Here is a 13,942-nt window from a genome sequence, read left to right on the forward strand (position 1 = left end):
AATTTATTTTGCTTTCATTCAAAGCCTTTGTTGCAATGATTAGATGCAGGATCCTTAAATATTGTTTATGCTTAATTTGGTACTCACTTAATAAGGACGTTTTATGACTACTGTGCTATTAGAAGAGCCGCAAGATGTTAAGCGTAATTGGGGTTGGTTACTAACTTTAGGAATACTATTTGTTATTTTGGGAGGCATTGGTTTAGGCATGGTGGTCGGCTTAACCTTGGCCAGTATGCTTTTTCTGGGGATTTTATTAATTATCGGTGGTGTTCTGCAAATTGTGGATGCGTTTAAATGCAGACGCTGGAAAGCTGTAACCTGGCATGCCTTTATCGCCGTACTGTATCTCATTGCCGGTGGTTTAGTCATTTATGATCCTTTCTTTGCTTCAGCAATAATCACTGCCTTATTAGCAGCCGTGTTAATTATTATTGGTGTAAGTCGCTTTTTTATGGCGATCATGCTTAGAGGTGCTTCGGGGTGGGTATGGTTGCTTCTTGCGGGAATTATTGCCATTGCCTTAGGCGTGATGATCTTAATACACTGGCCTATGAGTGGCTTGTGGATTATTGGTCTTTTCATTGCTGTAGAGTTAATTGTTGATGGTTGGACATATATTTTCCTGGCTTTATCATTACGTCATTCCTAAAAAACTAATCTTTACATAGGCCGGTATTTCTTAATACAGGCCTATGATAAATTCTCAAATTAAACGCTATTAATAATTCTGAATTCTTGCTGCAATCGCTATAATCCTGCTGTTCTTAATTTGCATATCATTTTTATGAAAGAATTTAGTCATCTACAAATCGAGTTAATCAAACAGCTTGCTGATGGTCGCTGCTATAGTGGCAATACCCTCGGAGAACAACTGGGTGTTTCTCGCACCGCCATATGGAAGCATATTGGTCAACTCATTGATTTAGGTTTGCCAATAAAACGACTACCACAACAAGGTTATCAATTAGCAATTCCAATGCAGCTACTTGATGAAGCGATGATTCGTCAAAAGCTGTTATCACGACATTTCTCGAAAGAAATTAATTTTCATCTCTTCCCAATAGTAGATTCCACAAATCAATTTTTAAAAAATTTGTCTAATAATGCCCATTTAAGTATTTGTTGTGCTGAAATGCAGACTCACGGGCGCGGACGCTTTGGTCGTGAATGGATATCTCCTTTTGGAAAAAATATTTATTGTTCAAGCCGATGGGAGCTCAATTGTTGCCTATCCAAACTTTCGGGTCTTAGTTTAGTTATAGGTTTAGCCATTCTTGCAAGCTTAAAAGATAGCCATATTGAACAAGAGATTGAGCTCAAATGGCCCAATGATTTATTGTGGCAAAATAAAAAATTGTGCGGGATTCTTATCGAAGTTATCGCAGAAACACATGGTTGTGCTCAAGTGATTATTGGCATTGGTATGAATGTAAACTCAGCAACTCATGAAAAACCGCTTTCAGAGAAACCTTGGTGTTCTTTATATGAAATCACTAATCAATTTTATGATCGCAACCTTCTATTAGCCAATTTAATTTATCGATTGCATGAGTATATGGAAAAATTTTTACAATCAGGGTTTCCAGGATTCAAACAAGAATGGCAACATGTTGATTATTTAGAAGGTAAGGCCATCACGATAATGCAACCAACCGGTACTATGCATGGAAAAGCATGTGGGGTTAATGAATTTGGACAATTGTGTCTAAGAGATGAGCAAGGCACTGTTCATTATTTATCCTCAGGGGATACCTCGCTAAGCGCAATTTAGAGGGGGAAATTTGTCCCGGGCGAACAACTCCCTTTGTACCCGGGACTGGACGACTGCAATAAATTCGGTTTTATACAGCTTCTTCGCTATCAGTAGATTCTTTTTCTTGTTGAATACGTAGATAAATTTCTTCACGATGTACAGAAACATCTTTTGGTGCATTAATACCTAGACGCACCTGATTTCCTTTTACACCTAACACAGTAATATTTACATCATCACCGATGATTAATGTTTCACCAATACGCCGAGTCAAAATTAACATGACTTATTCTCCCTTAGATGGCAGCCACCATCTATTCCATAGAAGCTTCCATGGTGCTCTCGGTGACTACAACTTGATTAAATTATAAACAATTTTAGGCTATTCCATCGTAAGTTTACACAATGATTCTTAACGGAATATTAAGAAAGCCCTTATTTAGTTTTATAAACTAATAAAAAATTAAATTTTTAATGCTTTTTTTAGACCAATGAATGCTGGGTAAAATTTTGGGCAAATTATCTTAAACTGGATGAAACCACTCTCTTTATTATTAATAATGAGCAGTATTAAACTTTATTTTACAAATAGCATTTCAAGTTTAAAAGCAGCGGGATATTATACTGGAAAAATTAAAAAAAATAAGACACTTTTTTTAATTATTTTTATTAAATTTTTAGTTATTGGATTGCAGTAGAAGTTATTTGTTTTTACTGATTTTTTATTTCATTATGCTTCATTTATTAGCATTTAACTGATTATTTCTTTTGTTGATTAAGCTCATTTCTTAATACATGAAGAAATTTTTGTTGAACTGAGTTAAAATTACAAATTGACTTCTAAGCTCCTGCAGCGATACTCCAGAAATTTTAATGGTTTTTTGCGAATTTTTGTTTATTAGAAGGTCCATTAGTGGTATTTTTACAAAAAAATTAACAATTATTTCGCATGAAGCAATTAACCGAGCTTAATTCCTGGATAGAATTAGAAAATCATGTCCGTTCACTACAATTAGTAACAATTAATGATTTAAAAAATTCAGTTCATAATCCTGAATCACGCACTATCTCTACGCAAAATATTCATCTTGATTTTAGTAATCAACGAATTAATTCAACAACACTGGAATTATTACTGCAGTTAGCTGATGAATGTAGCTTAAAAAACAAAATCGATGCATTAATGCGAGGGGATTTTGTTAACAATAGCGAAGCAAGACCCGCTCTGCATACTGCTTTACGCACACCAGACAATACCCCGCTTCTTGTTAATAACCATAATATTATTCCTGACATTTTAGAAGCGCGTGAAAAAATGAGAATCATTTCACAAGCTATTAGAACAGGAGAGTGGGTCGGTTATTCTGGCAAACCGATTACTGATATTGTCAATATTGGTATGGGCGGCTCCGATTTAGGTCCACGTTTTTCAATCCAGGCATTTTCTGCTCTTGCAGCCGAACACCTAAATTATCATTTTGTTTCAGATGTTGACCCTTATGCATTAAAAAATGCCGTCAGTAAGTTAAACCCGGAGACAACGCTTTTTATTGTTTCATCCAAATCATTTACAACAAAAGAAACCTTACACAATGCGCAAAAAGCACTGGCCTGGCTAGGTAATACATCTCAGAAAGACAAGCATTTTATTGCCATAACAGCCAATGTCAAAAAAGCCAAAGAACTTGGATTTTATCATATTCTACCAATTTGGGACTGGGTAGGTGGCCGTTATTCCTTGTGCTCAGCAATCAGTTTGATCACTGCCATCGCAATAGGTTATGAACAGTTCACCCAGATACTCGCTGGTGCTCATAGCATGGATAAACATTTCCAGGAAACGCCTTTTGCGAGTAACCTACCGGTTATTTTAGGTCTCTTAGGCATCTGGAATAATAATTTTTTGCATATTCATAATCTGCTGATTCTTGTTTACTCACAGCAACTTGAATATTTTGTTCCCTATATTCAACAACTCGACATGGAAAGCAATGGTAAATCCATTGATAAACGCGGACGGGCGGTTAATCACGCCACAGGCCCTATTGTTTGGGGTGGATTGGGTAACCAGGCACAACATAGCTATTATCAGTTACTTTGCCAAGGTACTCATAAAGTTGCTGCGGATTTTATTACTGTGAAAACTTTTGCTAACGAAATAATTAATGAAATGTCTGCGGCAAAAAGACGGATATTAGCCTACGGTGTTCATGAAAATGATAATCCCAGCGGCTATATTCCTGGTAACAAACCACTCAATCACATTCAACTAAATGATTGCTCACCATTTACACTTGGGCAGCTTATAGCACTCTATGAGCATAAAATTTATACCCAAAGTGTCATTTGGGATATTAATGCTTTCGATCAACCTGGCGTCGAAAGTGCAAAGCGACAAGGAGCCCCATCTGTTGTATTATGATTAAATCCATACAAGGCCTTAGACTGTTAGCTGCCTGGATGGTAGTTTTTCATCATTTTACCCAGATTTATTTTAACTTTGAAAAGAATAATTGGTTTGTTTTATTTTTTTCCAATTACGGCGCTTACGGCGTCGATCTTTTTTTTGTAATTAGTGGTTTTGTCATCTACCATTCGACAGCAGATAAAATGACTACTCCCAAACAGTTTATTCTTCACCGATTAATACGGATTGCACCAGCCTATTGGTTTTTTACTCTAGTGGTTACCATCCTGGTGGTTACCTGTAAAGGATTAATCCCTCTCACGGCTTTTGAATTAAGTTTTTTTTTCAAGAGTCTTTTATTTTTGCCAGCCCACAATCCTTCAGGGATAGGATTTTATCCTTTATTAACCATTGGCTGGACCTTAAATTATGAAATGATTTTTTATATGATTTTTGCCTTGACCCTTTATTTACCACTAAAGTTACGCTTTATCGCCACAGCAGTGGGTCTTTTATCGATAGTTTTACTTTCTTCTCGATTGGGTGGAAGTTTTTTATTTTACAGTAATAAAATTATGTTTGAATTTTTGTTTGGCATTTTAATCAACTTCTTCTGGCGAAAAAAGCTTATCCAACGCATAAATGCTAAAGGGGCAATCATTCTTCTTCTACTTGCTATAACATCGATAAGTATCCAAGAACCAAGGCATCATTTTCTGCGTTTAGGTATCCCCTGTGCATTAATTTTTACAGCTGTGATATCGCAAGATCGGTGGTTTAACAATGATTGGCTTATCCGTTTGGGTAACTGGTCTTATTCTACTTATCTCTGTCATCCTTTGATATTAGCAATTTCCCACCTTATTTCTCTCACCTTGGGTATTAACCCTTTTCTCATGTTATGTTTAAGCTGTTTGTTAATTTTAGTGGTTTCCTTTTGGAGTTATTCCTTTATTGAAAAACCTATACAGCGATACTTTAAATTGCAAAACCCTGAAAAAAATTCTGTAACTTTTACCAAAGAAACATTTACCACGACAAGTTTACAGCAACTGTAGCAACAGTCTTGAATTTTTGCTTTTTTCTGCGACCTTCTTTATTTAGTTTGCGATGTTTATTCTCAAGTTCTTTTTTGCCGTTGTTATTTCCGAGGTATTTAGGAGCGCTCATTTGATTTTAATTAGCTACATTTTTAATATTTATTGTATAATTTAAAGTCATTGTGGTTTCTATATTTATCATATGCCAAAAGCAGAAGTCTATTATTACCCCATAGGTTTGGGTCATACGAGTGTTAATATCATCTTCTCTAAAAGTGAAATACCAGAGAAGAAAGAATATCAACTCTTAATTTATTCCAAATCTAATCCGCCCAGATACAAGGAGAAAGAATGTAAATTGTACGCCAGGAGTCATTATTGCCCCGTACTTTTTTTGCAAGATAATGGTGAGTTTAGTATATATGGTTATAAAGAAGGTTCCTGGCAAGAAACTCCTTTAAATAATTTGTCATTAGAAGAACAAACGCTCCTCCAAAACTTGGCTTTTCAGGCGGTAATTGTTAAAAAAAATGATAGATACACTAGCGGTAGTTATGAGAATGGTATTTGGCAAAAAAAAGTTTTACCAGAAGGTTACATACATTTGTCTAGCGATTTTCAACGTAAACAAATTAAGCCATCCGATCCTTTGTATCAGCTCATGCAGAAGGGGCACCCAGAGTTCAAAAGAACAGAATATTTTTTTGATTGGGGTGGAGCTTATGACTTTGAAGAAAATATGGAAGATAAAGGGAGGCCTATACGATTTGCCCTACCGCCAACTACAAAAAGCTTCATTGATTTCTTTACTGCAGTTGAGAAAAGTGACTATACATTTGAGCCACCATACAATTCGACTTATAGGTTGTTTACTAACAACTGCGCTCATGCAACTATGGAGATACTTCATTGTGCGGGTTATACATCAGAAAAACCAACCCATCGTTTTGCCTTAACTCCCATTTCTGTGGCAAAAAAAGTCTATGCCCTAGCACATCAATCACGGGCTCTATTTCGAAAACAGCTTCTAGAGTCCATCTCAAAAACTGATACAAAACAGTTAATCAATACACTCATTGAGCTCAGTATAAATAGGCTTAATGACAGTATATATTTTAATTATGGTAAATACATTGGCAGTTGTTCTAAAGAGCTAGAGAATATATCTAAAATAAAATACGACGGATCGTATGAATCTATTGAACGCCTGTTAAAAGCCTCTGAAGAAGCCAACCCGTATACAGCTCAAGAATTGGAGGAATGTATTGCCTTGGTAGATCCCGAAATATGTCTCAATGCAGGCATTGCACGTCTTGAAACTGTAGCCAATAAATTAAAAAATAGAGAAAATGCTGACAATTTACAAGCAGTAGCTACCAAGCTGCGATGGGAGTATAAAAACTTTAAAGAAGGAGCTGTTACTTATGAACAGTTTGCTCAAAAATCTTCGGCATTGATTGATGAAGCAAGCCCGATACTCCAAATGGAGAAAAACGTATTCCTACAAATTCTTAAAAATATAGCGCTTGCAGTTTGTGCCGTCATTGCACTTTATTTAGTAGCTGGTTTTATTAATAAATCTAATACTGGAAGTTTTTTGTTTTTCAACGAACCTTCTTTGTCAAAAATAGGCGCAAATATTAAGAACAACGTTAGCGATCTTAACCCGGGGATAATTCAAATCTAGTGAACAATTCCATCAATGTTCAAATACACGTAACGTTAGTCCCTTGTGACATGTAATTACATTTACATTATCTAATTCTTTTAGCTGGTGCAACCGATGCTCTCATTTTTAGAGTTCTTCTAAAATTTACAAAGCGAAGATAGTAAAATCCTCTTAATAAGAAAAGAGGAATACCTTTTGCATACCCACAACCGCCTTTAAGCATAGCAAGCGTTGTCACCATGCAATTGGTGTATAATTCCCTTCGCAATGCCGGATAGGCTTTAAAATAGTACAATAAATCATGAAAATAAATATTATATGCTTTGCGTCGGCCTGCTTTACTCGCCAAATAAGCCCCGCCCGTTGCATTGCAACGATATTTTACTAATATTTCATTGATAAAAGCGCCCTTCCCGACAGGAAGTAAAGAATCCATAGCAAAAAACCATTCCATAAAATCCCTTTTTGGATCCATTATTTTGCGCGCAGATTTGCGATAGGCATAGGAGCTGTGCACCGCTACAGTACCCCATAAAGCTAAATCTTGTGCGGCAAAATATAAAATATTTCCTGTCTCTAAAGAGAGTGCCCCTGTTTCAGCCGTATAGCTATAATCATCAGAAAAATAAAGTGCTCGATGAAACGCTAAATTTACTGAGTTATCCTTAAATACATCAAATTGCCTTTGTAACTTACCCGGCAACATTATATCATCCCCATCAAGATGAAAAATAATATCGCCCAAGGCCATTTTATGCGCCTCAATATAATTTTTTCCTGCACCGATATTTTTATCACGTAAAATGGCTGTTATTTTTTCAGGATATCGCGCTTGATAGCTGGCAATTATTTCTTTCGTACTATCTGTGGAGCAATCATCAGAAATTAAAATATTAAATTCGAAATCAGTTTCCTGCTGTAAAATACTGTCTAGCGATTCACGAATATAATTTTCTTGATTGTAACAAGAGACAACAACCGTAGCATTTAACATGTTTAAATTTCCGTAACTAGCATTGTGCGTTTATTGCGATAAAAATAATAAAAGGCAACAAATACTATTAAACAATATAAAAAAGATGTAAGCACATAAGAGTATACTACTCCAAACAATGAGACAGAATAATTCAATTCAATAGAGCATAAGAGAATAAAGAGCGTACCTTGTAGAATTTCCCCTAAAATATAGAGTTTCGTAGCGGCTTTGGCGACAACAACAAAACCAATGACCCAGCCAAGAACTCTAAAAAAATCCCCCAACATTTGTAATAGAAATAAATCACTTATACTTAAGAATTTTTCCGTATAGACAAGTTTAATGACAGTGCCTTTAAAAAAGAAGAAAAAAAGCATCATTATAAGGAATAATCCGCTAATAAAAAGAATCATTTTATTGACTTCACGCACGAGGCTTGTACTACTTTGTTTTGGCGAAACGATAGGAACAAAATAGAGGGACAAGAAAAGAGAATAAAAACTAAGATAGGCAGCAGAGAGCTTGGTAATCGCTTGCCAAAATCCGGCTGTCTCTACTCCCATTAAAGAAATGATTTTATTTCTTATGAACATCTCAACAAATGGAAAGCTTAGCGTACTAAAAAGTAACATCAAGCTGAATTTGCTGAGTAAAAAGCTATCCTGCTTTAAAGAATCAAACCGTAAATTAATAAGAAAACGCTTGGATACACTGTAAGATACTGCCGGAATAAAAGGACAAATAAGTGGTGCGGTAATGGCTACAATCGCGCCCCACAAGCCATACCGAGGAATCATCCAACTGGCAAGAATAATTGCCAGGAGATTTCCTACAATAACTAACACAGCATACACTGTATTTTTACGAAAACCATTAACTATACCGTAAGTATAATTATTAAAAGAAATGAAGATTTGCGCGATTAAGAAAAAATAAATATAGATACGGTAATCTTGACTTAAAAATACATAAGTAGTTAGTTGATTAATACAAAGCAAGCCAATACTTAAAGTAAGCAAGGCTGATATTACAGTATAAACAAAAGCGCTACCGGCAAAACCAAGTTGTTTATCAGGAAATTCCCTGTATTCAGAAATATATTTAATAATCCCAGAGGTGATTCCACCACCAGCAAGCGTTCCGGCAATGGTGATTAAGGTCATAAAGTTGCCTAGCACGCCTAAACCATCCGGTCCCTTCGTCAAGGCAATTTGTTTAATAATGTATAAGTTGACCAATAATCGACTTAAGTGAGAGCTTGCAGTTAATATGGCAACCTTAAATTGCTGCATAGAGCTCCTTGAGACTCGCAATTGTCCCATTAATTACCAATTCCGCATCAGATTGGGACAAATTAAACCAAAGTGGCAGACGAACGAGCTTTTCACTTTCAGAGGTTGTAAATATATCCTCTCCTGAAAATCTACCATATTTTAAGCCTGCCGGACTTGAGTGGAGAGGAATGTAATGGAATGCGGTTTGAATTCCCTTAGACTTCATCTTGGCAATAAATAGTTCTCGCTTTACGCTCGTTTCAAGCTTCAAATAATACATATGGGCATTATGTTGACATGCTGAAGGAATATGTGGGCGCTCAATAGTTTCATCTAAACTGACAAATGCCTCATGATACTGCCTCCAAAGTGCGAGACGCTTTTCATTAATTATTTCAGCGGCTTCCAATTGCGCAAAAAGATACGCAGCCTGTAACTCACTTGGAAGGAAGCTTGAGCCAATATCTCGCCAAGTATATTTATCGATTTGACCCTTTAAAAACTGCGAGCGATTAGTCCCTTTTTCCCGAAGCACTTCAGCGCGTTCTACAAAACATTTATCATTAACAAGTAATGCTCCACCCTCACCCCCAGAGGTGTAATTTTTTGTTTCGTGAAAACTGTAGCAACCCAAATGCCCTATAGAACCTAGGGGTCTCCCTTTATAAGTCGCCATTACACCTTGAGCAGCATCCTCAATTACATAAAGGTTGTAATGAGCAGCTAAATCCATAATAGTGTCCATTTCACAAGCAACACCGGCATAATGCACTGGAACTATAGCTTTAGTTTTTACAGTAATGGCCGCTTCAATTTTTTGCTCATCGATATTCATTGTATCCGGTCGAATATCTACAAATACTATCTTTGCCCCACGCAAAACAAAGGCATTGGCAGTACTTACAAAAGTATAACTAGGCATGATTACTTCATCGCCAGGCTTAATATCAATTAGTAAAGCAGCCATCTCCAAAGCCGCCGTGCACGATGGAGTGAGAAGTGCCTTTTGCACACTTTCAGGTTTTTCAAGCCAATTTTGGCATTGCTTAGTAAAAATTCCATCTCCACATAATTTTTTATTGAAATTAATGGCGTCAGAAATGTAAGCGATCTCACTTCCCAACACAGGAGGATTATTGAAATTAATCATTCTTACAGGTTACCCCCATAACAAACTATGAGACAATTCGATGCTCGTAAGCTGTCCTCTTGTTATAGATTTAAACCTAAACATGAGAAGCCGAAAAAATGCTCGGAATTATACCTTTTCTCTTTCAATTAAACAAAAGAAGGTACTTCTGAATCAGATTAAGATCATACTAATTTGAGTTGATTATGAATTGTAGCATTTATAAATTGGGGTATATTTTTGCCACTCTCATGCAATAAAGTCCATTTTTGCAGCAAATTCTGTCCTATCTTATAGAACAGATTCCCGCCTTGGCGGGTATCATCCAAATTTTGCACTATATAATCAAAACAATCTGCACTTAGATAACTTTGGAAAAAGCTAAATTACTCCAGCCAACAATGCAAGGTAACTAATGAAGCAGCATTGTAAAAACCAAGCGACGTAAATACTTTGCCTACTGGATAATTCGTTGAGAGGGCATTATGCTCAACCCAATCAAGATTTAGTTCTTTTCCCCATAAAAGGCTTTGTTTAACTAATAATTTAAAAATTCCTTGATTACGGTATTTTTCTGAAACAGCCCCTATTCCGCCCTTAGCAAAATTTTTATTGCCCTGATGAACTAATTTCAAAGTAAGAAAACCAGCAACGTCATTAGATGAAGCAATTATAAAAAATTTATCTGACATCTGTTTATTTGCAAAACTACTAACAGCCCAATCTTCATAAATTTCATTTACTTTATTTTGATCAAGCTTTCGATTATTAGCATAATGGCCATAATTATGAAAAGACTGCTTGGCTAATTCACCTATTAATGGTAGATCTTCTTCCCTGGCTTCACGTAGTTCGAGATGCATGGGAATTTCCAGAGTATCAAAATTTAAGCGATTTAAGTTAAATTGGTAGGTTAATTGACTATCTTTTAAATGAAAACCCAAATCTTCCAGTTTATTTATGAGCTCAGTGTTTTCTGTAGGTATACGAGAAATAATTAACTGCGTATTTTCGGCGCGCAATTGTTTGAGAAGCTCTTGTGGTGACGTGCCCCACTCGTCTATCTTTGCAACTTTCAACCCAAAACGCTTGCAATCAATTTCACTAAGATATGCGCTCATAAACAATTTACCCCATGTCTTAAAATTTGGTGAGAAAAATCTGACTTGATAAAAACTGATTGCGAAAACTACAGTTATTTTAAAATTTTTTCAAGTGTCAAATAAAATCTTTAATTTCCATCACTATTATTCACTCCCTTCCGCTGGTTTTATCCATGCAAAAAAAGACGGTAGGAACAGTAAAACATATTAAAAACAGCCTAGGAGGTTATCGATTAATATGACTGAGTTTTGTCATTACTCAATAAGTTTTTATAATCATCAATCATTAAATTTCCCAACGTTTTACTATCAAATTCTTTGATGGCTCTAATTTTTGCATTTTTTGCCATTTTCTGACGTAACTCAGGATTTGAGGTCAATGTCTTCAATGCGTTTGACAGTTGCTCTATATTTCCAGGTTCAACCAAAAGGCCAGTTTCTCCATCAACAATAGCATCCGTCAAGCCATAAATTTTTGTACCAATAGCAGGAACTTCCATTGCTGCCGCTTCGATAACAACTGTTCCAAAGCCTTCTCGATAACTAGGTAAGCACAGGATATCCGCAATAGCCATAAATTTTTCAGGTTGCGGGCAAAAACCAGCAAAAATAATGCGTTCGTCTCCATGTTTTTGCGCATGGATTTTTATTTTTTGCTCAATGCCCTGCTCAAAAGGTCCAACAACTAACAACACAGCATTTGCTTTGCTTTCTACTAATTTACCAAATGCCTCAATTAACTCAAAAATACCTTTATCTTTTGTGAGTCGACCGACAAATAAGATAACCACCTGATCATCACTTATTTTCACGGTATTACGGATTGTCTTTTTATCAATTTCAGAAAAGTTCTCTCGTCTAAATCGAGACAAATTAACTCCTGCTAATGAGCCTTTTCCCAATACAGAGATTTTTACTGCATTAATTATTTTATTTTTTATCAAAAAATCTCGTTGACTAGGACTATCTGCATAGCAATGAGTATTTAATAACCCAATGATTTTATCGCAAAACTTCAATATTGCTCGTTTTATACCTTTAGAAGTTACCCAGGTTTGGCCTGTAAAAGTATGTAACCGAATAGGAGCGCCTGCCAATTTTGCAGCGATTGCACAAAGTAGGCCTGCCTTTGGGGTATTTGAATGGACAATATCAAATTTTTCCTTACGGAAAAATGAGGTTAATTTAATTAAAGATTTAATGTCAGCAAGAATACTGATTTCGCGCGCAATATTTATATGTTTATATTGGCAATTATGGATCGGCTGCATGGAATGATTTAAATCATCAGGGCTTGTAATAATCATGACATCAGCCCCAGCATTGACGATGGCTTCAACTTGTGTACGCAGCAACGTGTAAACGAATAGAGGAACTGTTGAAACTCTCGCTATTCGAGTTAATTCAATTTTTTTAGCCATTATTCATCTCTTGCAAAGCATGGGCTACTTGAAGTAAAAAAAAAAATTACTGCATAGTATAAATTGATATTTCTTATTGCTCTATCAAAAAATTACAAAACTTGCACTTTAATCATGAAATACAATAATGAACATAAGAAAATAATAAAATCCCATCCGATGCGTATAGAGTATTTGCGGACTAGTAACCCAAGAAATACAGCACTTAAAATTGAAAGATATAACCATCCCGGTAAAAGATAACGGTCGGAAAAAGGACCAAAGCCAAAAAAGAAAAAGGGTAAAACCAAGATCCAATAATGTTTTAGCAATTCACAAAAAATTGGTCTATCTTCAACCGCCAGAAAATACTTTTGTAAAACATGGAAGACAGTGCCTAGGGCAACAGTAAATAATGCAAAATCATAACGCACCCCACTGACATAATGTACTCCGTCAGAGGATGAAGATGCATAACCAGCAATCTTTGAGTACAAATCAAAATTCGTCAATGCAGAAATTAAATAAATTAATTTCACTGTGAGGCCGCTCAGATAGCAGAAGCCCAGAACTAAAGTACCCGCAAGAATTAGCCAGTAAGGCAAAAACATTAGCGGAGAAAAGATAATCATAATAAGCGCAGCCTTATGAAACCCTAAAGCAATCAGAGCTAATGGGACAAGAGCATACAGGCGCCTTCGAGATGCCAGAGTAATATAAAAAACGAATAAAGATAAGATCGCTGTACCGTGTCTCAATACATTAACCATTATCGCGAAAAAAAAAGGAGAGAGAAAAAAGAAGGTGGCTAGTAAAAAAAATAATCTATAGCCATCAATTTTATTATCAAGAAAACTTGATAATTTCCTTATCAAGAAGAAAATTAAAATCAAATCAATTAAGGCTATTGAAGATAGATAAACAGGTGGAGAGGCTGAAAAGAATGAAAAAAAGAATAAAATTGCCTGAAAACCATATTCCAGTGGCCACAAAAGCAGGAAATTTTTATTCACCGAATTATAAAAAAATAAATAATTCTTCGTGTCAGTACCAGTATCTTCAGGTCTAAAACCAATGCTAAAAACTAGCAAAACCAAAATTGGAATTAATAGAGAAAACACTTGTAGCGTAGTTAATCTGATTTTCACAATACATCTCACTTTTGAGAATATAAATGAACGGTCAATT

At 35.7% G+C, this 13,942-nt stretch carries 12 protein-coding genes; 5 read left to right on the plus strand and 7 right to left on the minus strand.

What is annotated here, in order from left to right; genetic code table 11:
* Window positions 1–103: 103 nt before the first annotated feature.
* Window positions 104–652, plus strand: a complete 549-nt coding sequence (locus tag PXX05_RS07985) for an HdeD family acid-resistance protein (RefSeq protein WP_275087698.1) — start codon at window positions 104–106, stop codon at window positions 650–652.
* Window positions 653–787: 135 nt separating this feature from the next.
* On the plus strand, window positions 788–1,774 hold the full coding sequence (birA, locus tag PXX05_RS07990; RefSeq protein ID WP_275087699.1) for a bifunctional biotin--[acetyl-CoA-carboxylase] ligase/biotin operon repressor BirA: 987 nt from the start codon (window positions 788–790) through the stop codon (window positions 1,772–1,774).
* A 70-nt stretch (window positions 1,775–1,844) separates the two neighbouring features.
* On the opposite strand, the gene csrA is transcribed toward birA, so the two are convergent.
* Window positions 1,845–2,039, minus strand: coding sequence for a carbon storage regulator CsrA (csrA, locus tag PXX05_RS07995; protein ID WP_045105668.1), 195 nt, complete (start codon window positions 2,037–2,039; stop codon window positions 1,845–1,847).
* A 666-nt stretch (window positions 2,040–2,705) separates the two neighbouring features.
* Here csrA and pgi point away from each other — a divergent pair.
* The 3 genes from pgi (at window position 2,706) to PXX05_RS08010 (ending at window position 6,890) form a co-directional block, all read left to right on the plus strand.
* Complete coding sequence (pgi, locus tag PXX05_RS08000) at window positions 2,706–4,178, plus strand: glucose-6-phosphate isomerase (protein WP_275087700.1); 1,473 nt, start codon at window positions 2,706–2,708, stop codon at window positions 4,176–4,178.
* Window positions 4,175–5,221 (plus strand): acyltransferase family protein, encoded by a 1,047-nt coding sequence (locus tag PXX05_RS08005; RefSeq protein ID WP_275087701.1) that lies wholly within the window; start codon window positions 4,175–4,177, stop codon window positions 5,219–5,221. The genes pgi and PXX05_RS08005 overlap by 4 nt, the downstream gene beginning before the upstream one ends.
* 184 nt (window positions 5,222–5,405) lie before the next feature.
* Window positions 5,406–6,890, plus strand: coding sequence for a hypothetical protein (locus PXX05_RS08010; protein WP_275087702.1), 1,485 nt, complete (start codon window positions 5,406–5,408; stop codon window positions 6,888–6,890).
* A 67-nt stretch (window positions 6,891–6,957) separates the two neighbouring features.
* Here the strand turns inward: PXX05_RS08010 and PXX05_RS08015 are convergent, their stop codons facing one another.
* From PXX05_RS08015 to PXX05_RS08040, 6 genes are all read right to left on the minus strand, one after another.
* Entirely contained in the window at window positions 6,958–7,866 is a 909-nt protein-coding gene (locus tag PXX05_RS08015; protein ID WP_275087703.1) for a glycosyltransferase, read from the minus strand.
* A gap of 2 nt (window positions 7,867–7,868) precedes the next feature.
* Window positions 7,869–9,140, minus strand: a complete 1,272-nt coding sequence (locus PXX05_RS08020) for an O-antigen translocase (RefSeq protein WP_275087704.1) — start codon at window positions 9,138–9,140, stop codon at window positions 7,869–7,871.
* Complete coding sequence (gene rffA / locus PXX05_RS08025) at window positions 9,127–10,272, minus strand: dTDP-4-amino-4,6-dideoxygalactose transaminase (RefSeq protein ID WP_275087705.1); 1,146 nt, start codon at window positions 10,270–10,272, stop codon at window positions 9,127–9,129. The genes PXX05_RS08020 and rffA overlap by 14 nt, the downstream gene beginning before the upstream one ends.
* Before the next feature lie 365 nt (window positions 10,273–10,637).
* Window positions 10,638–11,372 carry a GNAT family N-acetyltransferase gene (locus PXX05_RS08030; RefSeq protein ID WP_275087706.1) on the minus strand — a complete coding sequence of 245 codons (735 nt, stop codon included), beginning with the start codon at window positions 11,370–11,372 and terminating at the stop codon, window positions 10,638–10,640.
* A gap of 215 nt (window positions 11,373–11,587) precedes the next feature.
* Entirely contained in the window at window positions 11,588–12,775 is a 1,188-nt protein-coding gene (locus PXX05_RS08035) for a glycosyltransferase family 4 protein (protein ID WP_275087707.1), read from the minus strand.
* A gap of 92 nt (window positions 12,776–12,867) precedes the next feature.
* Entirely contained in the window at window positions 12,868–13,902 is a 1,035-nt protein-coding gene (locus tag PXX05_RS08040; protein WP_275087708.1) for an EpsG family protein, read from the minus strand.
* Window positions 13,903–13,942 lie beyond the last annotated feature (40 nt).

This window comes from Legionella cardiaca, from assembly GCF_029026145.1.
In the GTDB taxonomy this organism is placed as follows: domain Bacteria; phylum Pseudomonadota; class Gammaproteobacteria; order Legionellales; family Legionellaceae; genus Tatlockia; species Tatlockia cardiaca.

Bases quoted from the DNA above. Each gene is read 5' to 3' on its own strand.
- PXX05_RS07985 (WP_275087698.1), top strand. From the start codon at position 104: ATGACTACTGTGCTATTAGAAGAGCCGCAAGATGTTAAGCGTAATTGG.
- birA (WP_275087699.1), top strand. From the start codon at position 788: ATGAAAGAATTTAGTCATCTACAAATCGAGTTAATCAAACAGCTTGCT.
- csrA (WP_045105668.1), bottom strand. From the start codon at position 2,039: ATGTTAATTTTGACTCGGCGTATTGGTGAAACATTAATCATCGGTGAT.
- pgi (WP_275087700.1), top strand. From the start codon at position 2,706: ATGAAGCAATTAACCGAGCTTAATTCCTGGATAGAATTAGAAAATCAT.
- PXX05_RS08005 (WP_275087701.1), top strand. From the start codon at position 4,175: ATGATTAAATCCATACAAGGCCTTAGACTGTTAGCTGCCTGGATGGTA.
- PXX05_RS08010 (WP_275087702.1), top strand. From the start codon at position 5,406: ATGCCAAAAGCAGAAGTCTATTATTACCCCATAGGTTTGGGTCATACG.
- PXX05_RS08015 (WP_275087703.1), bottom strand. From the start codon at position 7,866: ATGTTAAATGCTACGGTTGTTGTCTCTTGTTACAATCAAGAAAATTAT.
- PXX05_RS08020 (WP_275087704.1), bottom strand. From the start codon at position 9,140: ATGCAGCAATTTAAGGTTGCCATATTAACTGCAAGCTCTCACTTAAGT.
- rffA (WP_275087705.1), bottom strand. From the start codon at position 10,272: ATGATTAATTTCAATAATCCTCCTGTGTTGGGAAGTGAGATCGCTTAC.
- PXX05_RS08030 (WP_275087706.1), bottom strand. From the start codon at position 11,372: ATGAGCGCATATCTTAGTGAAATTGATTGCAAGCGTTTTGGGTTGAAA.
- PXX05_RS08035 (WP_275087707.1), bottom strand. From the start codon at position 12,775: ATGGCTAAAAAAATTGAATTAACTCGAATAGCGAGAGTTTCAACAGTT.